The organism is Sphingomicrobium aquimarinum (assembly GCF_039655735.1).
Lineage (GTDB): Bacteria > Pseudomonadota > Alphaproteobacteria > Sphingomonadales > Sphingomonadaceae > Sphingomicrobium > Sphingomicrobium aquimarinum.
Genome location: NZ_JBBYXH010000001.1, coordinates 431,991 through 453,804, shown reverse-complemented (window position 1 = coordinate 453,804; position 21,814 = coordinate 431,991). Strand labels below are relative to the sequence as shown.

Genomic DNA, 21,814 nt, shown 5'->3' with positions numbered 1-21,814 from the left:
AATGAGCGATAGCGGTAGCGAGGCCGTCATGGGACCGATGGACGTCACTCGCGTGATGGCAGCGTTACCGCACCGCTATCCGCTCTTGCTCGTCGACCGGGTGGAGCGGATCGAGAAGAACAAGAGCATCCGCGCGGTGAAGGCCGTGTCGATGAACGAGCAGTTCTTCCAAGGGCACTTCCCGGGGCGGCCGATCATGCCGGGTGTATTGCAGATCGAGGCGCTCGCGCAGGCCGCGGGCGTGCTCGCGGTCGAAAGTCTCGAGCTCGCGGGATCGGGAAAGCTCGTCTATTTCATGGCGATCGAAAACGCCAAGTTTCGCAAGCCCGTCGAGCCGGGCTGCCTGCTGCATCTGGATGCCGAAATCGTTCAGATGCGGCGCAATATCTGCAAGTTTTCCGGCAAGGCTTCGGTAGACGGGGATATCACCTGCGAGGTCGGCTTCACTGCAATGATTGCCGATCCGCCCGCCTAAAGTCGCATCTTGCCATCGGCATCTCGGGTGAGATCGAACAGGCGCGCGATCGTGTCGCTATGTTCGAGCTCGAAGCGCGGTGCGTCGGCGACGATCTGCTGGTCGCGCATCAGCACGAGGCGGTCGAAAGCCTGCATCTGCGACAGGTCATGCATCGCGACGACGAGACCGCGCCCGGATGCGGCCTCTTCGGCGAACAGGTCTCGCAGCGTCAGTACCCAGTAGGGATCGAGATTGGCGAGCGGTTCGTCGAGCAGGAGGTGCCGTGGACGCGTCGCGAGCGTGCGCGCAATCAGGACGCGCGCCCGTTCACCGGTGGATAGGGCGTTGGCGGGGCGATCGAGAAACGGGGTGAGTTGCAGACGCTCGACGAGTTCTCGGATGCGATCCTTGTCGGCAGACAAAGGTGAGAGTTCCAGAAGATCGCGGACGGGGATTGCCCACTGCACGCTTCGAAGCGCGGGGAGGAAGCCGACCATCCGCGCCCGTCGGGCTGGCGTCGCGCTTTTGAGATCCTCGCCGCTTACGCGGAGGCTTCGCGCCTTCCCAGCGATACCCGCAAGGACGCGTAAAAGGCTGGTCTTGCCGCTTCCGTTGGGCCCGATCAGCGCAACGCTCTGACCCGGTGCAACTGAGAAATCGGTCGGGCTAAGGCGACCCGATAGTGAGAGACCAAGCGCGTCGAGGCTCATGCCGCCGGGCTCCTTCCCAGCCGCATCAGGAGGACGACGAACAGGGGTGTGCCGATCAGTGCGGTCACGACGCCGATTGGGATGGGACGACCGGGTGGTCCCGCCTGAACGAGAAGGTCGGCCGCCAATAGGAGCGCAGCCCCCAACAGTGCGGCGGGTAGCAGCGCGCGGCCTGGGTGTCCGCGAACCAGGCTTCTCGCAGCGATGGGCGCAATAAGCCCGACAAATCCGATCGCGCCGCACGCCGCGACGCAGGCACCGATGGCGATTGCCGACAGGAAGATGCTCCGCTGGGCAAGGCGCCTCGGGTCGATGCCGTAGGATGCGGCGACGTCACCGCCCAAGGCCAGCAGATCGTAGCGTCGGCGGTCGCGCCACAGGAGCGCCGCGGCGAGCCCCGCGGGAATGAGCGCGGCGGCGGCGTCTGGCCAGCCACGATCGACGAGGCTGCCCATCAGCCAGCGCCATTGGTCGTAAAAAGCGAAGGGCGAGGGGGCCAGCGCGAGAAGGAGCGAGGTTGCCGAGCCTGCTGCCAGTGCGATTGCCAGCCCGGCCAGGAGAAGACGCGCGGGATCGGCACCGCGTCCTGCGATGGCGAACAATCCCACCAGAGCGAGTCCCGAACCTGCTGCGCCCCCGGCAGCGAGCGCGATGGGGGTCGTCAGCGCGAGAAAATGGGCGACCGCGACCGCACCAAGCGCGCCTCCGGAAGCAGCGCCCGTGATGTCGGGTGAAGCGAGCGGGTTGGCGAAAACGGCTTGCAGTGCCGCTCCTGTCATTCCGAGCGCCGCGCCGTAGCCGATCGCGAGCAAGGTTCGCGGAGCGCGCAATTCAAGAAGAATGGCACGGGCGACATCGTCGTCGAGCGCGAAGAGGTCGAGCGGAAGCAGGAGATGCAGCGCTGCCAGAAGAGCGAGCAGGAGCGACGGCAGCCACCGTTTCATCGGCGCTGCGCCTTCAGCGCTTCGACCGCACCGAGCATCGCAATCCGTCCGCAGCTGAAAGGGCGCCCGTCGATCGAATAGCGAGGGACGTCGAGCGTGCGGACGAGCGGGTGGTTCTGCCAGTCGCCGCCCCGGTGCCAGTTGTCGGCGCGGTAGCGGCTTTCGAGGATATGACGCGGGCGGGCGCGCACGATCTGTTCGACATGGCCGCGACCGGGCGCGATCTCGAGCGGCTCGATCCCCGCCATCGCGATCCACGCGCTGTTGAGGGCTCCAACATTATTGCCCGAGTGGCTGAGATAGAGGGCTCGGATGGTTTCGGGCGGTTCGGCCGCGAGACGGTCGTAGCGCTGCACCCAGCGCTGTGCCGCTCGCGTCCCACCGACCAGTCGACCGACTTCCAAGACCTGGCTGCGCACCGCGTCCGGCGTGGGTGTATTGGAAAGCGCGTGAATGCGGATGCCGAGGCGACGCGCAAGACGGGCCCCGCCCGACGACAGTGGCCGCGAGACGAGTACGAGATCCGGTTTCAACCGCGCGATGTCGGACAGGCTACCGTTATTTCGATGGATGCCGCGCGCACGATCCGAGAGGGCGTGTTCGGCGGGATTGGCACCCAGATGACTGACGCTTACGACATTTCCCTGCGGCGCAAGCGCGAGCGCATATTCGTCCGCGCACAGGTCGAGGCTGGCAATGCGCAACGTGGCAGCGGCAAGAAGACTAGAGACGGACATCGACGCCTGCGAAGAGTTTTCGTCCAGCGGTGCGATAGCCGATCACATCCTGATAGTCGCTATCGAAAAGGTTCGATCCGCGTACCGACAGGTCGAGATTGTCCGTGAGAGCGTAGGCGACGCGGGCGTCTGCCAGCACGTACGGGGCGAGGCGCAACCGCGGCGCCGGAAACTGGTCGAAATCCGTATCGAAGCGCTCGCCGACATAGGCGAGGGTGGCGCCGTAACGAACCAAGCCTTTCTCTCCCGTAAGGATCAATGCAGCACGATGAGCCGGCCGCCGGATTTCATCGAGCCAAATTTCAGATACGCTGGCCTCGGAAGCGTCAAGATAGCTGTAGTTTGCGGTGATGCGCGTCGCGGCGTCGAGCGGAAGAGCCGCTTCGACCTCCAGCCCGCGTCGTCGACTGGACGTGTCGCTGTTGGCGACGCCCGAAAGAAAGGTCTCCGGATCGTAGGTGGAAACGATCTCGTCTTCGAGCTGCTGCTCGAACAAGGTCAGGCCAAAGGACGGACCGCTGCGCCTGCCGACGGAAATTCCGACCTCGCCGCCGCGGCTGCGCTCGGGCGCGAGATCTGGATTGCCGACGAAGCTCCCGGGGAAGAAGCCGAAAAGATCGGTGAAACTCGGCTGCGCGATGCCGGTCGCGTAGCGCGCGAAGAGGGAAATTTCCGCGCTCACGTCATACGCAAGCGATCCCTGAACGGTGGTCGCGTCCTCGAATTCAGAGAAGATGTCATGGCGAAGGGCCGCATCGATACGGACCTTGTCGATCCGCGCAGACCATTGGGTGAGCAGGGCGTTATTGGTGCGCGTGCGATCCTGGTCGGTAAGTCCTCCATATTGCCGGTCGCGGGCGCGAAACCATTCCGACCGATGATCGGCGGCGAGAAGGCCGGTCACGCGAGCCCCTCCAATTGAAAAGGCGCGTTCGAGTTCGATCCCCGTCGTCGCACGCTCCGCACTGGTGTCGTTGAGCGCTTCGCCGTCCAGTCTGTTATGGTTCGAGGAAGCCAGGAAACTGCCGTCCAGGCGCGCGCGCACCGTGTCGAGCGTGCCGATGGCGGCAGCGGCCCTTGCCGCTCCGAGGCGGTTTTCGGTCGTGTCGAGCGTATCGGCGCGGCGGAAGGTGATCGGGTCGAAGCCGTCATATTCACTATGCGCATCGAGCGCAAAGGCAGACAATCGAAGATCGACCGGCCCGGCGCGCCAGTCTCCCCGGAAGGTCGCAGTCACATTCTCGAAGCCGTCGTCGTCGCCGGTGCCGTCGAAGCTGTCGAACCCTTCGGATCGGCGATAACCGCCGGTGAGGGTCATGCTGTCGACACTCACCGTGGCATCGGCGCGGAAAAATCGGTCCGAGCCGCCTTCGACGAGAAGTCGCGAGGGTGCGGGCAATGTTTCGAGAGCAACGACACCGCCGATGGCTTCAGAGCCCCACAAGGCGGAGCGGGGCCCGGGAACGAGTTCGAGCCGGTTACCGAGCGGCGTCGCAAGAAGTTCGAAGCGCGCTTCGTTGGACGCGGCTGGATCGTTCGCCGCGATGCCGTTGATGAAGAGCAACGTGTGATTCGCCTCGGCGCCGCGAATCCGCAATTGCGCCTGCGTGCCCGGCGGGCCTGTTTCGGCAAGCGCGGTGGAGGCAAGCAGTCGCAACAGATCAGTGTGGCGCGCGGGCGAGAGCGCTTCCACGGTGGCCGGATCGATGGCCGTTCCGGGGGTGTCCGAGCGGCCCTCTTCGTCCTCGAGGCGCGTGGCCGCGATGATAATGGGCGCGTCCGGGGACGGCGCTGCGAGCGGGGTCAGCGGGGCGAAAAACAGCAGAGGCGACATGATAAAATTTCCGTTCCATCCATGACATCGTCACGACGGATCGGAATGCGCGGAAAGCATTCGTCGCCGCGCCGCGCCGCTGGTCCCGGCAGAGCGGTCGGACGGATCGAATGGCCGGTATCTGGCTTCCCCGAGGTGGGGTCACAGTTGCGGGCACAGCGCCGGATTTGCCACCGGCTTCCCTCTTCGCCGCACCCATTACAGGCGCGAAACCGTTCGATCTTCTGGAAGCAGCCGTTGGCAGCGGGGGTTTTGCTTGTCAATCGGCGACATCCCCGTTAGGGACGCCCCAATCTTTTCACGAGGCTGGTCGGAAACCAGTCCAAATAACGGAAAAGCAACATGAAAACCGACACGCATCCCGATTATCACATGATCACCGTCGAAATGACCGACGGCACCAAGTTCCAGACCCGCTCGACCTGGGGCGCCGAGGGCGACACGCTCGCGCTCGACATCGACCCCAAGACGCACCCGGCCTGGACCGGCGGTACCCGCAAGGCCGCTCAGGGTGGTCAGGTCGAACGCTTCAACAAGCGCTTCGGCGGGCTCAGCCTTTCCAAGAAGAACTAGGCTCGCATGGTCGGGCGCTCGCCGCCCACCATCGAGACCGAACGCCTGCTCCTGCGTCCGTTTCGCAAGGAGGATTTCGACCCATGGGTTGCGATCCTCGCGAAGCCGGACGTCAGCGCCTATCTCGGGCCGCCCAAGTCGCGGTCCGACCTTTGGCTGCGGCTCACGTCGAGCATCGGTCAATGGTATGTGCAGGGCTATGGCGGCTTGATGATCGAACTACGCGATACCGGCGCGCTCGTCGGAAACGTCTCGCTCTTCGAGGCGATGCGGGGACTGGGGTTCGAAGGCGAACCCGAGCTTGGCTATATCGTCGATAGTGCGCTTCACGGTCAGGGTATCGGATACGAGGCTGTCGATGCCGTGCTCGCCTGGGCCGAGGCCAACATGAAGCCGACGCCGATCTGGGCGATCATCGACCCGGCCAATCCCGCCTCGCACAAGCTGGCAAAGACGGCCGGGTTCCAAAAAGTCGGCGAGGACGTTTACGAAGGCGACGTGCTCGATATCGTGAAGCGGCCGGCCTGGTAGGCGCGGCCGCCTTTCATACCAATCAGAAAGCCGAAATTCCGGTGATCGCGCGTCCGAGGATGAGTGCGTGGACGTCGTGTGTACCTTCGTAGGTGTTGACCGTCTCGAGGTTGAGCATGTGGCGCATGACCGGATATTCAGAAGAAATGCCGTTGCCGCCGAGCATGTCGCGCGCCGTGCGGGCAATAGCCAGAGCCTTGCCGCAATTGTTGCGCTTGACGATCGAGATCATCTCGGGCGTGAGCTTGCCCTCCTCGAGCAGCCGACCGACGCGGAGCGATGCCTGAAGACCGAGGCCGATCTCTGTGACCATATCGGCGAACTTCAATTGCGGGATCTGGTTCGCGGCGAGCGGGCGACCGAATTGCTTGCGGTCGAGCTGATAGGAACGGGCGGCTGCAAAGCAGGCTTCCGCTGCACCCATCGCGCCCCAGCTGATGCCGTAACGCGCGACGTTAAGACAGCCGAAGGGACCCTTGAGGCCCTCGACATCGGGCAGCAGTGCATCGTCGCTAACCTCGACGTCCTCCATGACGATCTGGCCGGTGATCGAAGCGCGCAAGGACAGCTTTTCCTTCACCTGCGGCGCGGAAAGTCCCTTCATGCCCTTCTCTAGGATGAAGCCGCGGATCTTGCCGTCATGCGCATCGGACTTTGCCCACACCACGAAGATATCGGCGATGGGTGAATTGGTGATCCACATCTTGGCGCCATTGAGGACGTAGCCGCCGTCCACCTTCTTGGCGCGGGTGCGCATGCCACCGGGATCGGAACCGGCGTCGGGCTCGGTGAGGCCAAAGCAGCCGACCATTTCGCCATAGGCCAATTTGGGCAGATATTTGCGCTTCTGCTCTTCGGAGCCATAGGCGTTGATGGGGTGCATCACGAGGCTCGACTGTACCGAGCAGGCGCTGCGATAGCCCGAGTCCACCCGTTCCACTTCGCGCGCGATGAGACCATAGGAAACATAGCCGAGCCCGGCACCGCCATATTCTTCCGACACGGTGGCACCTAAAAGCCCAAGTTCGCCCATCTGGTGCATGATGTCGCGGTCGAAGCTTTCCTCGTTGAAAGCCTTGGCGACGTGCGGCTGGAGCTTGTCCTGCGCGTAATTGCGGGCGGTGTCGCGCACCATCCGCTCTTCTTCGCTGAGCTGATCTTCGAGGGCGAAGGGATCTTCCCAGTCGAAGGGGACGAGGGTCTTGGTCGTGGATTTCTGAAGCATGGGCGTGCCCTTACAGCGGCAGGAGCGATGACACCAGACCTTGCGCGGTCAGGCGCATCCGCTAGCAGTCGTAACGCAGAATATACTCGGGAGATTTCGTATGTCGTTGATCCTCGCCACCGCGCTGGCGTCCGTGCCGCCGCTGATCGCCGATACCTACGAGCTTTCGTTCGAGAATGCGGCGTATCACGAGGCGCGCATCAGCGTGCGCTTCGAGGCGGTGCCCGAAGGTCCGCTGACCGTCCGGATGGCGCGGTCGTCGCCCGGGCGTTATGCGCTTCACGAATTCGCCAAGAACGTCGATGACGTGAGCGCCGTCGATGCGGCCGGCAATGCGCTCCGCGTGACGCGGCCCGATCCCTATAGCTGGATCATCGAGGGCGATCATAACGGGGCGGTGATCGTTCGTTATACGCTGTACGGCGATCGTGCGGACGGCACCTACGCGCAGATCGATCACACGCACGCGCATCTCAACGCCCCGGCAAGCCTCATGTACGCGCCCGATCTGCCCGATCGGCATGCGGTGGTGAAGATTACGCCCTACGATCCGTCGTGGAAGGTCGCGACGCAGCTCTTCCCGAGCGCAGACCCCTACGTCTTCACGGCGCCCAGCCGGGCTTACCTGATGGATTCCCCGATCGAGGTTTCGGACCATGTCGTGCGTCGATGGACCGTCGAGCACAAGGGCGAGCGCGCCGAAATCCGGATCGCGGCGCATACCAATCTCGACGACGCCGAACTCGACGACATGGAAGGGCAGTTGAAGAAGATCGTCGACCAGCAGATTCGCTTCTGGGACGACCTGCCGGATTTCGAGGCGGGGACCTACACCTTCCTCGTGGATATGCTTCCATGGGTGGATGGTGACGGGATGGAGCATCGCAACTCGACCGTCATTACGGTACCGCGCGCGGCGGATGCCACGGGTCTGCCGTCGCTCAATGTGTTCAGCCACGAATTTTTCCATGCGTGGAGCGTGGAGCGGTTGCGGCCGGCGCAACTCGAGCCGTTCGACTTCTCGCAGGCCGACGTCACCCAGCATCTTTGGTTCGCGGAGGGTTTCGACAGCTATCTCGATGGCGTGCTGATGCACCGCGCCGGAGTGGCGAGCACCGAGGACACCTTGTCGGGACTGGCAGGCTCGATCACTTTCACGAGCTTTTCGCCCGCCGTGCCGGGCAGCAGTCCGTCCGAGATGAGCCGGTTGGCGCCCTATCTCGACGCCGCCACCTCCAATGATCCGATCGACGGCTTCAACAGCAAACTCAGCTATTACACTTATGGTGCGGCGGTAGGGCTCGGCCTCGACCTCCTTCTGCGCACGCGGTTTGACACCAGCCTCGATGCCTATATGCGCGCTTTGTGGGAGCGTTACGGAAAGGTGGAGCAGCCCTATACGGATGCCGATCTCCTCGACACCCTCGCCGACGTAACGGGCGACCGTGCGTTTGCGGAGGATTTTTTCGCGACCGTCGTCCACGGCGACCAACTGCCCGATTATGGGTCGTTGCTCTCGGCCTTCGGGCTTGAGCTTCGACTGCTGAACGCGGAGCAACCGTGGCTCGATTTCATCCAGCCGAGCTTCGAGGGATCGCGCGCAATGCTCGACAGCAACACCGTTCGCGGATCGGCGCTCTATCAGGCAGGGCTGGGTCGGGGCGACGAGATCGTCTCGATCGATGGACGCGCGATCGATAGCGCCGCGGACTGGGCGGCGGCGATGGGCAGCCTGAAGCCCGGGAACGGCGTCACCATCGCCTTTCGTCGCCGCGGGGGCGCGGAAGGACAGGCAAGCGTGAAGGTCGGATCCAACCCCTACCTGGAAATCGTTCCGGTAGATCGTCCGACAAGGCAGCAACTCGACCGGCGCCAGGCCTGGTTGGGCAAGGGGGAATGATCGCCGAAATTCTCGACTGGCTGGTCACCGCTTTCGTCCTCGTCCTGGGGGTGGGGGCACTCGCAGTCGTCATCCTCTTCGTGATCGACGTCACGCAGACCTCCGACGCGGTACGACGCAACTTCCCTGTCATCGGACGCTTCCGACACCTCTTCAGCCAGCTGGGCGAGTTCTTCCGGCAGTATTTCTTCGCGATGGATCGCGAGGAGATGCCTTTCAACCGGGCGCAGCGCGACTGGGTGTATCGCTCGGCGAAAGGAAAGGGGAACGTCCGGCCGTTCGGATCGACCAAGAACCTGCAGCCTGTTGGCACGCCCATCTTCGTCAATTCCGCCTGGCCCGCGCTCGACGAAGAAGCGGTCGAGGCCGGACCGATGCAGATCGGACCGGGCGCCGAGAGACCGTATACCGCACCGAGCTTCTTCAACATGAGCTCGATGAGCTATGGTTCCTTGTCGAAACCCGCGGTCCGGGCCCTGTCGCTGGGGACGGCCAAGGCGGGCTGCTGGATGTCGACCGGCGAAGGTGGCCTTGCGCCCGCGCACCTCGAAGGGGGAGGGGATGTCGTCTTCCAGATCGGCACCGCGAAATATGGTGTGCGCGACGACGAGGGACATCTCGATGAAGAGAAGTTGCGCAAGATCGCGGCCCATCCTGAAGTGAAGATGATCGAACTGAAATTGGCGCAAGGAGCCAAGCCCGGCAAAGGCGGGATCCTGCCGGCCCACAAGGTGACGCAGGAAATCGCCGACATTCGCCATATCCCCGTCGGCAAGGACAGCATCTCGCCCAACCGGCACCTCGATATCGCGAACGACCAGCAACTGCTCGATCAGATCGAACGGATCCGCCGCGTGTCGGGTCTGCCGGTAGGCATCAAGACGGTGCTCGGCGACGACGGCTGGCTCGATGGGTTCTTTGCGGCCATCACGGAACGCGGGAAGGATTGCGCCCCCGATTTTATCACGATCGACGGCGGCGATGGCGGGACGGGCGCGGCGCCGATGCCGCTCATGGACAATGTCGGCATGGTCGCTCACGAAGCGTTACCGCTGGCGGTACATCTGCGCGCAAAGCACGGCCTGGCCGAACGGGTCCGGATCGTGATTTCGGGGAAGATGATTACGCCGAGCGATGTCGCCTGGGCGCTCGCGACGGGAGCGGATTTCATCAATGCCGCGCGGGGTTTCATGTTCTCCATCGGCTGCATCCAGGCGATGAAATGCCATACGAACCGCTGCCCGACGGGCGTGACGACCCACAACAAGCGGTTGCAGCGCGGACTGGTGCCGGAGGACAAGGCCGACAAGGTCGCCAATTTCGTCGCGCAGATGCGCAAGGAAGTGAATATCATCGCGCATAGCTGCGGGGTGAAGAGTCCACGCGACCTCAAGCCGTATCACGTCCGGCTGGTCTGTCCTGACGGGCGCTCGCGGCGGATGGACGAACTGCATCCCGATCCCGTCCTTCAGAATGGCTAGGCCATTCAGCACGGTTTCATGACGCATGCTTTATCGCTAAGTCCTTCATCATGAACGACGAAACCGCTCTTCCGATCGCTGCCGAGCGACAGGCACGCACCGGCCTTTCGCTGGCCGTGACGATCATCGGCGCCTGGATCGGTGGGCATATCGCGGCGGTCTGGTTCCTGACGGCGTGGGAGCAGCCACTCCTCGCGGTTGCGCTGTTCCTCGTGCAGACATGGCTTTCGGTGGGCCTCTTCATCATCGCGCACGACGCGATGCACGGGAGCCTCGCGCCGGGGCTGGATAGCGTCAATCGAGGGGTAGGGCGGCTGGCGCTGCGGCTCTACATGGGGTTCAGCTACGACCGGCTCACGCCCAGCCATCATGCCCATCACGACCATGTCGGCACGCGCGACGATCCCGACTTCGATGCCGATCATCCGTCGAGCTTCGCGCGCTGGTACTGGACCTTCATGCGGCGCTATCTGGACTGGTATGTGTTCTGGGTTACCGGGACGATCGTCGTGGCCTATGTCGCCTTGCTGTGGATCGTCGGTGGACCCGAACGGGCCGTCCACATTCTTTTCTGGGCAGGGCCCAGTCTCGCGGCGTCGATCCAGCTTTTCTATTTCGGTACCTATCGGCCGCACCGGCATCTCGAGGGCGAGGCCTTTGCCGACACACATAACAGCCGCTCGAACGATTTTTCGCCGATCGCCAGCCTGTTGAGCTGCTTCCACTTCGGCTATCATCACGAACATCATCTTTCGCCCGCGACGCCCTGGTGGCGCTTGCCGGCCATCCGCAGGGTACGACGCGCATCATGAATTTCGACTTTCTCTCGACGTTTCCCGTTTGGCAGGGGTTGCTGATCGCGTTCGGCGTGGTCGTGGCGATGGAACTGACGGCTTATGCGGTCCACCGCTGGGTGATGCACGGTCCGCTGGGATGGGGTTGGCATGCCTCGCATCACGAACCGCGTGACGGCATGTTCGAGAAGAACGATCTCTACGCCGTCGTGTTCGCGGTGCTGGCAACCGCGCTCTTCACCATCGGAGCGACGACGGGGCCGGTTTGGCTGTGGTATGTGGCGCTCGGTACGACGATCTATGGGCTCCTGTATTTCATCGCGCACGACGGCCTGGTGCACCAGCGTTGGCCGTTCCGGATCGTCCCCAAGGGCGGCTACATGCAGCGCCTCTATCAGGCGCATCGCCTGCACCATGCGGTCGACGGGCGCGAGGGCTGTGTCAGCTTCGGTTTTCTCTACGCGCCGCCCGTGCGGGTGCTGAAGGAACAGCTGAAACACAACCGTTCGGTACCTGCGCCCGTATCTGCAGAATAGGAGAAAGATCCATGCGTACGACACTCATTCTTTCCGCCGCGGTCGCGGGCTTGCTTGGCGGGGCGGCGCTGACCGGCATGCCCGCGCAAGCGAAGGACTATTCGCGGGTGCCTTCCGCAAGTCTCTCCATCGAGAACGACGCTCCCCTCGAAGTGGCCTATTTCGCAGGTGGTTGCTTCTGGGGGGTAGAGGCGGTCTTCGAGGAAGTCGCTGGCGTGAAGTCTGCGGTTTCGGGGTTCACCGGCGGCGCAGCGAAGAACGTCAGCTACAAGCAGGTCACGCGCGGCGGAACCGGCCATGCCGAAGCGGTGCGGGTGACCTTCGATCCCCGCCGCGTCTCCTATTCCGATCTCATGCAAGTCTATTTCTCGGTCATCGCGGATCCGACCCAGCGCAACCGGCAAGGGCCCGATGTCGGCGAGCATTATCGCAGTGCCTTCTTCCCGGTCGATGCACGACAGAAGCGCGAAGCACGCGCCTATATCGCGCAATTGGGCAAGGCGAAGGTGTACGACAAGCCGATCGTGACCCGGATCGAGCCGTTTCGCCATTTCGTAACGGCCGAAGCCTATCATCAGGACTTCATGCGCAAGAACCCCCGGCATCCCTACATCGTGCGTCACGATGCGCCCAAGGTCGCCGCCTACCGCGAGCTGTTCGGGTAGGCGTCGGCACGCTGGAAGCCCCGGCGGTGTGACATTGTGGCGAGGGCGTGGCGGAGAGGGTGGGATTCGAACCCACGGTGAGCTTGCGCCCACGCCGGTTTTCAAGACCGGAGCATTCGACCACTCTGCCACCTCTCCGCACGACCCAGTCGAGACAGGCCCCATACAGGTGCCCCGCGCTATTTGGAAAGGCCGGATCGTGCCTCCCGCACGACGAAAGACGGTAGCCGTGTTGCCCGCGATGGATAAGGATGCGCCCCATGTTGTTGAGCCTATTGATGCGTAGCACCCTGATCGCCGCGAGCCTGTTGTTCGCGCTGCCCGCCTGCAGCCAGCCTGCCGACGAGCGCGATCCGCTCGCGCCGCTGCCTGCCGATGTGCAGCGCTCCGAATTGGCGGTCCCGCCGACGCCGACGGGCACGCTAAGCTGGGCGGCGTATAAAGATCATCTCCGTGCCCGGGCGATCGCCGAGGGCATTCGTCCCGCGACGGTCGATAGCGTCCTTCCGGGGCTGCAGCCGAGCAATCGCGCCATCGAACTCGATCGCTCGCAGCCGGGAGGGTCGCCGGGATCGAGCCGCATTCCGCCCTACGCACCGTATCGCGCCAAACATGTCACGCGCGACATCATCACGCGCGGCAAGGCCGAGGCCCGACAGCATTGGGATCGCTTGCACTGGGTGCAGGAGCGCTACGGGGTCGACAAGGACGTGATCCTCGCCATCTACGGCAAGGAGACGAGCTACGGCCGGATTACCGGCAATTTCGACCTGTTCGAAGCGCTCGGCGCGCTGGCTTGGGAAGGCCGTCGACGCGATCTGTTCGAGGGCGAGTTCATGGCGGCCTTGAAGCTGCTGGATCGCGGCTATTCGCGCGGACATCTCAAAGGCAGTTGGGCCGGCGCCGCAGGCAAGACGCAGTTCATGCCGACTAATATCCTGACGCTCGCCGCTGACGGAGATGGCGATAATTTTGCCGATATCTGGAATTCGGAGCCCGACGCCTTCGCGTCGATCGGCAATTATCTTGCGTCGAAGGGGTGGATCCGCGGCATCGACTGGGGAATTCCCGTCAGCGTTCCCGCCAACTTCGATCGCAATAGCGTGCGTCGGCTGACCGAGCCCGAGCGTTGTCCGGCGGTGTTCAATCGCCATAGCCGCTGGTTGACGATGTCCGAATGGCGCGCGCGTGGCGTCGTGCCGACCGACACGAGCTTCTCGGACGGGGTCCAACTCAAACTGTTCGAGCCCGATGGACCGGGCAATACCGCTTATCTGCTGACGCGCAACTACGACATGATCCTCGACTATAATTGCTCGAACTTCTACGCCCTGACCATCGGCCTCGTCGCCGACGCGATCGAGCGATAGCGCGTTTTCGAAGACGATAGGGCTTGAGGGGAGGGGGCGCGCTCCCCTACACCCGTCTCCATCAATTCCACGCCTTACGGAAAGGCCCATTCACGCATGCGTTATGCCCCCCTTGCCCTGCTCGCCATCCCCGCGGCGGCCATCGCCGCGCCGTCGATCGAAACCGAGGCGCCGATCGCCTATCTCATCGATCTGTCGTCGGGGCAGGTCCTGCTCGACCGCGAAAGCGACCGGCAGATCCCGCCCGCTTCGATGGCGAAGATGATGACCAGCCATGTGGCCTTCGAACTGATCGATGCGGGCAAGCTCGACGAGCAGAAGAAGTGCCAGGTTCGCCCCGAAACGTGGCGCGAATGGTCGGGTCCCGCGGCAGGTTCGACGATGTTTCTGTCGCCGAACGAGCAGGTCAGCGTGGAGAACCTCCTGTACGGAGTGACGACGGTTTCCGGTAACGATGCCACGATGGTGCTGGCGGAGTGTATCTCGGGCACCGTCGAAGCCTTCGTCGACCGCATGAACGCTTCGGCCAAGGAGATCGGCATGAAGGGCAGCCGGTTCGGCAATCCCGTCGGCTGGCCCGACGAGGGCGCAACGCTCGTGACGGCACGCGACCTTGCGGTGCTCGCCCGGTCGACGATCGAGGATCATCCCGAGCTCTACAAGAAATATTACGGCAAGAAGGAATTCACCTGGGGCAAGACGCAGGGCGGCGATGCCATTACCCAGCCCAACCGGAATCCGCTATTCGGGAGCGTTTCGGGTGCGGATGGCCTCAAGACAGGCCATACCGAGGAGGCCGGGTATGGCTTCACGGGCTCGGCCGAGCGTGACGGACGGCGCTTGGTCATGGTGGTCGCGGGCCTCGACAGCTATGGCGCGCGCATCTCCGAAAGCCGCGATATCATGGAATGGGGTTTCAACGCCTGGGACACGATGCCCCTCTTTCAGGAGGGGGCCGAAGTGGGTTCGGCGCAAGTGCAGCTTGGCAGCGCGGATCGCGTGCCGCTGATGGCTCCGCGTGACCTTGCCGCGACCTTTGCGTCGGGCGTTGCGTCCGACCCTTCCGCCAAGATCCGCTATGTCGGACCGATCAAGGCGCCGATCGCGCAAGGTGACAAGGTCGCCGAACTTGTCGTCAGCGTCGATGGCGAAGAGGCGGTCTTGCCGCTGGTGGCAGGTGCCGACGTCGAGGAAGCCGGTTTCTTCCGCCGGGCGTGGATCGGGGTCAAATCGCTGCTCGGCATGGCCTGACGCGGTGGCGCGGGGGCGTTTCATCAGCCTCGAAGGCGGGGAGGGGGTCGGCAAGTCCACGCAACTCGCTGCGCTGGCCAACGCGCTTGAAGCGCGGGGGCTCGAGGTCGTGGTGACGCGCGAGCCTGGCGGCAGCGAGGGGGCAGAGGCCATCCGCGCGCTGCTGCTCGGCGGCGACGAGGGGCGCTGGAGCCCGCGCGCGGAAGCGCTGTTGTTCGCGGCCGCGCGGGCAGATCATATCGAAAAGACGGTACAGCCTGCGTTGGCAGAAGGGCGTTGGGTCTTGTCGGACCGCTACTTGGACTCTTCGCTCGCCTATCAGGGCGAAGCGGGGGGTCTGGGCCGCGAGGCGATCCGCGCGCTGCATCGTTTCGGAAGCGAGAATTTTCTTCCCGATCGCACCTTGGTGCTGACGCTCGATGCGAGCGAAGCGGCCACGCGGGCCGAGACACGCGATGGCGGTCGCGCGGACCGGATCGGCGGTCGGGGCAGCGACTATCACGCGGCTGTCGCACGCGGCTTCGCGGCGCAAGCGGCGGCAGAGCCGGAGCGTGTTCGGCTTGTCGATGCGGGCGGCGACGCGTCAACGGTGACGGCAAGACTGGTTGATGCGCTGGCGGATCTGCTGCCGTGATTCTCGGGCAGGACAAGGCAATCGAGCGTTTTCTCGACGCCTGGCGCGGCAAGACGCCACATCACGCCTGGCTATTGGCCGGGCCGCGGGGTGTGGGGAAAGCGACGTTCGCCCATGCAGCGGCAGCGCGGGTACTGGCCGAAGCTAGCGCGCAATCGCCGTCGGGAGAGGGGCTTTCGCTCGATCCCGATCATCCGACCGCGCATCTGCTGGCCGCAGGCTCGCATCCGGATTTCCGCTTGCTCGAACGAGTTATGAACAAGACCGGCACTGCATTGGCGAGAAATATCTCGGTCGATCAGGTGCGCTCGCTCATGAGCCTGTTCGCAATCACCCCGTCGATGGGCGACTGGCGTACGGTTGTCGTCGATTCAGCCGACGATCTGGAAGCTGGCGCGGCGAATGCGCTTCTGAAGATGCTCGAGGAGCCGCCGCCACAGACCTTGTTCTTCCTCGTCGCACATGCACCGGGGCGCCTGTTGCCGACGATCCGTTCGCGCTGCCGGCGGCTCGACTTTGCGCCTCTTTCAGATGACGCCATGACGTCGGTGCTGGAACGAGAGCGCCCGAAGGACAAGCCTGCCGAGCGGGCGCGTCTCGTCGGGCTTGCGCAAGGGTCGGCGGGCAGGGCGATCGCCATCGCCGAACAGGACCTCGCGGCCCTCGCAGCCGAAGCGACGCTCGTCCTTCGCGAAGGGGACCGCGACACGGCACGGCGCGCGAAGTTGGCGAAATCGCTCTCCACCAAGGCGGCGGCGGAGCGCTACGCAAGCTTTCTTGCCATGGTCCCCGGACTGATCGCCGCCGAAGCGCGGACTGCGCAAGGCCGCCGGCGCGAAGCGCTTCTCGACGTTTACGCGGACGCGCGCACCACCGCGCAGCTTGCGCCGCGGCTATCGTCGGACCCGGCGAGCACGATCTACGTTCTCGTGGGGAAAATGGCGGCGGCGGCAGAGGCAGGGGCCTAAGGGCGCGCTTGTGCACGCCCCGCACGGCGGCTAGTCGGTGGAGCGATGAGCAAGCCCTATTACCTTTCCACCGCCATTTCCTACCCCAATGGCGCGCCGCACATCGGCCATGCCTACGAGGCCATCGCCGCTGACGTCATGGCGCGGCACAAGCGCGCGCAAGGCCGTGATGTCTACTTTCAGACAGGGACGGACGAGCACGGCTTGAAGATGGCGCAGACGGCGCGCGAGCAAGGCATCTCCCCCTCCGAGCTCGGCGCAAAAATGTCGAGCATGTTCAGGGCGATGTGTGACGATCTTGCGATTACCTATGATCGCTTCATCCGGACGACGGACGCGGATCATCACCACGCCGCGCAAGCGCTGTGGCGCGCGATGGAGGCGAAGGGCGACCTTTACAAGGATCGTTACGAAGGCTGGTATTCGGTGCGCGACGAGGCCTTCTATGACGAGAAGGAACTGACGACCGCGGAGGATGGCGCGAAGCTGTCGCCCGAGGGAACGCCGGTGGAATGGCAAGTCGAGGAAAGCTGGTTCTTCCGCCTGTCGAACTACCAGCAGCCGCTGCTCGATCATATCACTGCCAATCCGCAATTCATCCAGCCCGACAGCCGTCGCAACGAGGTCGTGCGCTTCATCGAAGGCGGGTTGCGTGACCTGTCGGTCAGCCGCTCGAGCCTCGACTGGGGCGTCAAAGTGCCGGGCGACGAGGCGCATGTCATGTATGTCTGGGTCGATGCGCTGACCAACTATATCACCGGGGTCGGCTACCCTGACGGCGGCGAAAAATGGGACCGCTTCTGGCCCGCGGACTGCCATCTCATCGGCAAGGACATCATTCGCTTCCACGCGATCTACTGGCCGGCGTTTCTGATGAGCGCCGACATCGCCCTGCCGCGACAGGTCTACGCGCACGGCTTTCTCCTCGGCGAGGGCGGCGTGAAGATGTCGAAGAGCCTCGGCAATGTCGTCGACCCGATGCAGGTGGCGGAGCGCTATGGCGTGGATGCGCTGCGCTACTATCTGCTGCGCGAAGTGAGTTTCGGCCAGGATGGGAGCGTCAGCGAGGAAGCGCTGGTGACGCGCTGCAACGCGGAATTGGCGAACAGCTTCGGCAATCTGGCGCAGCGGACCTTGTCGATGATCCACAAGAATCTCGATGGCATGATGCCGCAGCCGGGCTCGCAGGAGGCCGACCGGGCGCTGCTCGAGACGGTTCGCGAGGCGTGCGAGGAGAAGCTTCCCACCCAATTCGACACATGGGCGTTCGAGAAGGGGCTCGAAGCCTGGCTGCAGGCGGTCTACGCCTGCAATGCCTATGTCGACGAAATGGCACCCTGGGCATTGAAGAAGAGCGACCCCGATCGAATGGCGGAAGTGCTCGGCACCCTGTCCGCGACGCTGACCCCCCTTGCAACAGCGCTGTTGCCGGTCGCGCCCAAGGGCGCGCAAGCTATTCTCGATCAGTTGACGGGAGCCGAAACGGGCCCGCTCGACAAGCCGACACCCGCCTTCCCGCGGCTCGAACTGGTGGAGGAGGGGGCATGAGCCTCATCGATAGTCATTGCCACCTCAATTATGAGGGCCTTGTGGAGCGGCAGGACGAAGTTCTCGACACCGCGCGCGCGCGCGGTGTGACCGGGATGTTGAACATCTCCACCCGCCAGCGAGAATGGGCCGACATTGTCGCGACCGCTGAACGCAACGCCGATGTTTGGGCCACGGTCGGCGTGCATCCGCACGAGGCTGACAATCATCCGGACCTGGGTGTGGAAGCGCTGGTGGAAGCCGCGGCGCACCCCAGGGTGGTGGCCATCGGCGAATGTGGCCTCGACTATTATTACGACAAGTCGGATCGCGAGGCGCAAAAAGCGCGCTTCGAGGCGCATATCGAGGCGGCCCGGCACACGGGCCTGCCGCTCGTCGTGCATACGCGCGAGGCGGAGGAAGACACCGCGCAGATCCTGCGTCGTGCGGTCGAAACGGGTGGCGTGAAAGGCGTCCTCCACTGCTTCACCAGCTCGCAATGGCTGGCCGACGAAGCGCTCGATTTCGGCTTCTATATCTCGCTGTCGGGGATCGTAACCTTCAAGAATGCCAAGGACTTGCAGGCGACGGCGAAGATATTGCCAAAGGATCGCTACCTGGTTGAGACCGACAGCCCGTTCCTGGCGCCCGTTCCCAACCGCGGCAAGACGTGCGAGCCGGCGTTCGTGGTCGATACCACGCATTTCGTGGCGGACTTGCGAGACGAAGCGGTCGATGACGTCAAAGCGCAAACCACCGAGAATTTCTTCCGGCTGTTCGACAAGGCCAAGCCTGCCGCGTGAAGATACGCGTCCTCGGGAGCGGAACCTCATCGGGGGTGCCGCGCATCGGCAACGACTGGGGCGCGTGCGATCCCGCCGATCCGCGCAACCGCCGCACTCGCGCGGCCATTCTCATGGAAAGCGGCGGCAAGCGCCTGCTGGTCGATTGCGGACCGGATCTTCGCGAGCAGTTGCTCGATGCCGAAGTCGGCATAGTCGATGACGTCATCGTCACGCACGATCATGCCGACCATTGTCACGGCATCGACGATCTGCGGACCGTGCGCTGGAACCTCGGCGCGCTCCTGCCGATCCATGCCCGCGCCGATACGCTGGAGCGATTACGCGAGCGCTTCGGCTATGTCTTCGAGGATCGCGGAATCTACAGAGCGCTCTTCGAGGGGCATGCGATTGCAGGAGAGATGGGTTGGGGCGAGGGGACGCTACGCTTCGTCGATCAGCCCCACGGCGGGATTACCAGCCTCGGTCTGAGGTTCGATGCAAATGGCAAGAGCTTTGGCTATGCTATTGATTTTGAACGGGTTACCGACGAAATGCGTGCTCTTTATCAAGGCCTCGATGTGTGGCTTTGCGACTGTGTGCGCCGCGAGCCGCATCCCACCCATGCGCATTTGGCGATGGTTCTGGAGGCGGCAGAAGACCTGGGCGTGGGGCGCCTCGTCCTGACGCATCTGGATAACAGCATGGATCATGCCCAATTAAGCATGGAGCTGCCAAGTTGGGCAGAACCTGCTTTTGACGGAATGGAAATCCGCCTGTGACGAACGACTGGATGCTCGGCGGCGTCTATATTCTGATGGCAGCGGCCATCGTGGTCTCGGCTTTGTTGTCGCGGCGAGAGCCTGTTGCGCGGCTGCTGAAGATGGCGCTGGCGTGGATCGCGATCTTCGGCGCCGGCTTCATCATCTTCACGTTCCGCGATGATCTCGGCATGGTTGGCGACCGATTGAAGTCGGAGGTGACCGGCGCGCCGATCACCGCGTCCAACGAGGTGCGCATCCCGATGGCGATCGACGGGCATTTCTGGGTCGAGGCCGACGTCAATGGCACACCCGTCAACTTCCTTGTCGACAGCGGTGCGACGATGACCACGCTCGGCATGCCTGCGGCTCAGGCCGCGGGCGTCGCCGTCGATCCGCGACGCGACCAGATGGTGCGGACCGCCAACGGCGTCGTCCGGGTGGCCCGTGGTCGTGCCGAACGCGTCTCGGTCGGGCCGATCGTGCGCGACAATATGATGGTGCATGTCACCGACCAAGAAGACATGAACGTGCTCGGCATGAATTTCCTGTCTTCGCTCGATCGATGGGGCGTCGAGGGGCGTTGGCTGGTCTTGGAACAATAAAAGCCGGACATACCGCTGAATGCGTGATCCGGCCTGAAACGCTACTGTACTTTACATAATATATATTATCGGACCTTTGCGTGTGAGAGCAAAGCTCAGATGTCCGGTCTGCACAAAGCTCAAATGTCCGCTTGTGCGCCTTCCCTCGGCCGGACCGAAGGAGGTTTGCAATGGATCCGGCAATCGAGAACGAAGCGCGACTGCTTGATCGAGTGTTGGCTGGCGAACTGCCCGCTTGTTAAGCGGCACGGATCCTAGGCATCGGCAATCGGCAGTTCCGACGACGGAAAGCTAGATATCTTGACGAAGGCCCTGCAGGCTTAATCTCCAAAAAAGTCGGGCGCCCGGCGGCCAACAAGATCGATCCTCGGATAGTCGAGGACGCTGCGGCCCTTCTCCGCACCATTTATGCTGACTTTAGCCCGAAGCAGGCGGCTCTTTTATGTTACCTGTAGTCGCGCCAAATCCAGTCTGGCATTGGTTGCTTATTCGGCGGATCCGGCAGCCGTTAAGGCACATGTAGTGGCGGCCGGCTGGTTTCAGAACGACGAGGTCGTTCTCGCGCTCCCCGAAAGTCTTGGGTGATCTGATCAGCGCTCAACCAGGTGCTGTATTTTGACCTAAGCAGCATCGTCTCGGGCCGCACGTTCGATAGAAATTTCGTTTTTCATCCAGTATTCGTGACTTACGCCTCGAGCGGATAGACGAACCACGGGTTCGAGGTAGGGCGGTTATAAGAAACAGACTGAACATTGTCGGAGAGAGGACAGCCGGGCATGACCGAGATGAGGGCGTTTTACGAATGCTCGGCCACCAGCGCTCCTTGAGAAATCTGTATCGAGCCACTTAAAGTTTGCGCATCTCGAAATTGCCGATTTTAGATCAATTGCACTGCGCATCCAAATATTGACGAACCTCGCTCAGGCCAGTCGTATTGTTTTCTAGAATGTATTCTAAGGCACTTCGCCCCTCAAAAGGAATGGCTTTATTGGGTCGGCGCAGCCAACTGTTTGCTGCCGTGGATTCCGAAAAGATTGTATGCAGCGCCTTGTATATCCCTAGGCAGTACGACAAGCGATCTAGGAGGTCGGAGGATACCTGCGGCTCATCGGCCATCAATCCTTGGTATGTACGAAGATCATTTACGTCGAGGATGGTCATTCGCTCTGTCTCACTCAGTCGCCACGCATCAGCAATTTTGTGGAAGACTCTGACGCCCGTTTTACCGAGGTCTCTCTGATGTTCCGAATTTTCTCGCGACGCATTTCTAAGGGCATCAGTTTCGTCCAGTCCGACGCCCAACCCCTTCTCCTTCCGAACCCGAAAGAAGTCTCGCTCCTTAGCGTTTGGTTTGGCGAATTGCGCAGCAAGATCAAGGCTAGCTTTCGATGGGCCCTTACGGCCCTTAGACTGGTCATCAGGATCGAATGGTTGTGCCATCAGTCGGCCCTACCACATTCCGTCCGCACAATGTGAGCATTTCATGAAAGCCCCCTCTCCCCGGACCCCTCACCCCGGCTTGCTCACGT

Annotated in this window: 23 protein-coding genes, 1 tRNA gene and 1 riboswitch; of the genes, 17 read left to right on the top strand and 7 right to left on the bottom strand. The window is 63.1% G+C overall.

What is annotated here, in order from left to right:
* The first annotated feature begins 1 nt into the window (after position 1).
* Positions 2 to 475: a 3-hydroxyacyl-ACP dehydratase FabZ gene (fabZ, locus tag WJS89_RS02355; RefSeq protein WP_346339326.1), complete on the top strand. Its 474-nt coding sequence runs from the start codon at positions 2 to 4 to the stop codon at positions 473 to 475.
* Here the strand turns inward: fabZ and WJS89_RS02350 are convergent.
* Genes WJS89_RS02350 through WJS89_RS02335 form a run of 4 tightly spaced genes read right to left on the bottom strand, consistent with a single transcriptional unit; the run spans position 472 to position 4,682 of the window.
* Complete coding sequence (locus WJS89_RS02350; protein ID WP_346339325.1) at positions 472 to 1,167, bottom strand: ABC transporter ATP-binding protein; 696 nt, start codon at positions 1,165 to 1,167, stop codon at positions 472 to 474. The genes fabZ and WJS89_RS02350 overlap by 4 nt on opposite strands.
* Positions 1,164 to 2,111, bottom strand: coding sequence for a FecCD family ABC transporter permease (locus WJS89_RS02345; RefSeq protein ID WP_346339324.1), 948 nt, complete (start codon positions 2,109 to 2,111; stop codon positions 1,164 to 1,166). The genes WJS89_RS02350 and WJS89_RS02345 overlap by 4 nt, the downstream gene beginning before the upstream one ends.
* Positions 2,108 to 2,848 carry an ABC transporter substrate-binding protein gene (locus WJS89_RS02340; protein WP_346339323.1) on the bottom strand — a complete coding sequence of 247 codons (741 nt, stop codon included), beginning with the start codon at positions 2,846 to 2,848 and terminating at the stop codon, positions 2,108 to 2,110. Before WJS89_RS02340 ends, WJS89_RS02345 begins: the two co-directional genes overlap by 4 nt.
* Positions 2,835 to 4,682, bottom strand: a complete 1,848-nt coding sequence (locus tag WJS89_RS02335) for a TonB-dependent receptor plug domain-containing protein (RefSeq protein WP_346339322.1) — start codon at positions 4,680 to 4,682, stop codon at positions 2,835 to 2,837. The genes WJS89_RS02340 and WJS89_RS02335 overlap by 14 nt, the downstream gene beginning before the upstream one ends.
* Before the next feature lie 95 nt (positions 4,683 to 4,777).
* Positions 4,778 to 4,914: riboswitch (cobalamin riboswitch) on the bottom strand.
* A gap of 110 nt (positions 4,915 to 5,024) precedes the next feature.
* Here WJS89_RS02335 and rpmE point away from each other — a divergent pair.
* Both rpmE and WJS89_RS02325 read left to right on the top strand, forming a co-directional pair.
* Positions 5,025 to 5,255: a 50S ribosomal protein L31 gene (gene rpmE, locus WJS89_RS02330; RefSeq protein WP_346339321.1), complete on the top strand. Its 231-nt coding sequence runs from the start codon at positions 5,025 to 5,027 to the stop codon at positions 5,253 to 5,255.
* Between the two features lie 6 nt (positions 5,256 to 5,261).
* A complete protein-coding gene (locus tag WJS89_RS02325) occupies positions 5,262 to 5,786 on the top strand; it encodes a GNAT family N-acetyltransferase (protein ID WP_346339320.1) in 525 nt (174 codons plus the stop codon).
* A 22-nt stretch (positions 5,787 to 5,808) separates the two neighbouring features.
* Here WJS89_RS02325 and WJS89_RS02320 read toward each other — a convergent pair whose 3' ends face one another.
* Complete coding sequence (locus tag WJS89_RS02320; protein WP_346339319.1) at positions 5,809 to 7,011, bottom strand: acyl-CoA dehydrogenase; 1,203 nt, start codon at positions 7,009 to 7,011, stop codon at positions 5,809 to 5,811.
* Between the two features lie 100 nt (positions 7,012 to 7,111).
* Between WJS89_RS02320 and WJS89_RS02315 the strand changes: the two genes are divergently transcribed.
* The 5 genes from WJS89_RS02315 to msrA are packed head-to-tail and all read left to right on the top strand — an operon-like array spanning position 7,112 to position 12,387.
* Positions 7,112 to 8,911, top strand: a complete 1,800-nt coding sequence (locus tag WJS89_RS02315) for a M61 family metallopeptidase (RefSeq protein WP_346339318.1) — start codon at positions 7,112 to 7,114, stop codon at positions 8,909 to 8,911.
* Positions 8,908 to 10,392, top strand: coding sequence for an FMN-binding glutamate synthase family protein (locus WJS89_RS02310; protein ID WP_346339317.1), 1,485 nt, complete (start codon positions 8,908 to 8,910; stop codon positions 10,390 to 10,392). The genes WJS89_RS02315 and WJS89_RS02310 overlap by 4 nt, the downstream gene beginning before the upstream one ends.
* A gap of 50 nt (positions 10,393 to 10,442) precedes the next feature.
* On the top strand, positions 10,443 to 11,204 hold the full coding sequence (locus WJS89_RS02305) for a fatty acid desaturase (protein WP_346339316.1): 762 nt from the start codon (positions 10,443 to 10,445) through the stop codon (positions 11,202 to 11,204).
* Positions 11,201 to 11,722, top strand: a complete 522-nt coding sequence (locus tag WJS89_RS02300; protein WP_346339315.1) for a sterol desaturase family protein — start codon at positions 11,201 to 11,203, stop codon at positions 11,720 to 11,722. The genes WJS89_RS02305 and WJS89_RS02300 overlap by 4 nt, the downstream gene beginning before the upstream one ends.
* 11 nt (positions 11,723 to 11,733) lie before the next feature.
* Entirely contained in the window at positions 11,734 to 12,387 is a 654-nt protein-coding gene (gene msrA / locus WJS89_RS02295; protein WP_346339314.1) for a peptide-methionine (S)-S-oxide reductase MsrA, read from the top strand.
* Positions 12,388 to 12,435: 48 nt separating this feature from the next.
* Here the strand turns inward: msrA and WJS89_RS02290 are convergent.
* Positions 12,436 to 12,525, bottom strand: a tRNA-Ser gene (locus WJS89_RS02290).
* A 140-nt stretch (positions 12,526 to 12,665) separates the two neighbouring features.
* Here WJS89_RS02290 and WJS89_RS02285 point away from each other — a divergent pair.
* The 9 genes from WJS89_RS02285 (at position 12,666) to WJS89_RS12430 (ending at position 20,740) form a co-directional block, all read left to right on the top strand.
* A complete protein-coding gene (locus WJS89_RS02285; RefSeq protein WP_346339313.1) occupies positions 12,666 to 13,757 on the top strand; it encodes a lytic murein transglycosylase in 1,092 nt (363 codons plus the stop codon).
* 96 nt (positions 13,758 to 13,853) lie between these two features.
* Entirely contained in the window at positions 13,854 to 15,008 is a 1,155-nt protein-coding gene (locus WJS89_RS02280; protein WP_346339312.1) for a D-alanyl-D-alanine carboxypeptidase family protein, read from the top strand.
* 4 nt (positions 15,009 to 15,012) lie between these two features.
* Positions 15,013 to 15,642: a dTMP kinase gene (tmk, locus tag WJS89_RS02275; RefSeq protein WP_346339311.1), complete on the top strand. Its 630-nt coding sequence runs from the start codon at positions 15,013 to 15,015 to the stop codon at positions 15,640 to 15,642.
* Positions 15,639 to 16,610: a DNA polymerase III subunit delta' gene (locus tag WJS89_RS02270; protein WP_346339310.1), complete on the top strand. Its 972-nt coding sequence runs from the start codon at positions 15,639 to 15,641 to the stop codon at positions 16,608 to 16,610. Before tmk ends, WJS89_RS02270 begins: the two co-directional genes overlap by 4 nt.
* Positions 16,611 to 16,655: 45 nt before the next feature.
* Positions 16,656 to 18,158, top strand: coding sequence for a methionine--tRNA ligase (metG, locus tag WJS89_RS02265; RefSeq protein ID WP_346339309.1), 1,503 nt, complete (start codon positions 16,656 to 16,658; stop codon positions 18,156 to 18,158).
* The gene (locus WJS89_RS02260) at positions 18,155 to 18,940 is read left to right on the top strand and encodes a TatD family hydrolase (protein WP_346339308.1); all 786 of its coding nucleotides are present in this window, start codon (positions 18,155 to 18,157) and stop codon (positions 18,938 to 18,940) included. The genes metG and WJS89_RS02260 overlap by 4 nt, the downstream gene beginning before the upstream one ends.
* A gap of 35 nt (positions 18,941 to 18,975) precedes the next feature.
* Positions 18,976 to 19,701, top strand: a complete 726-nt coding sequence (locus WJS89_RS02255; RefSeq protein ID WP_346339307.1) for an MBL fold metallo-hydrolase — start codon at positions 18,976 to 18,978, stop codon at positions 19,699 to 19,701.
* Positions 19,698 to 20,285 carry a retropepsin-like aspartic protease family protein gene (locus WJS89_RS02250; protein WP_346339306.1) on the top strand — a complete coding sequence of 196 codons (588 nt, stop codon included), beginning with the start codon at positions 19,698 to 19,700 and terminating at the stop codon, positions 20,283 to 20,285. The genes WJS89_RS02255 and WJS89_RS02250 overlap by 4 nt, the downstream gene beginning before the upstream one ends.
* Before the next feature lie 251 nt (positions 20,286 to 20,536).
* Positions 20,537 to 20,740, top strand: coding sequence for a hypothetical protein (locus tag WJS89_RS12430; protein ID WP_431993771.1), 204 nt, complete (start codon positions 20,537 to 20,539; stop codon positions 20,738 to 20,740).
* A 427-nt stretch (positions 20,741 to 21,167) separates the two neighbouring features.
* Here WJS89_RS12430 and WJS89_RS02245 read toward each other — a convergent pair whose 3' ends face one another.
* The gene (locus WJS89_RS02245) at positions 21,168 to 21,725 is read right to left on the bottom strand and encodes an antitoxin Xre/MbcA/ParS toxin-binding domain-containing protein (RefSeq protein ID WP_346339305.1); all 558 of its coding nucleotides are present in this window, start codon (positions 21,723 to 21,725) and stop codon (positions 21,168 to 21,170) included.
* Positions 21,726 to 21,814: the final 89 nt, after the last annotated feature.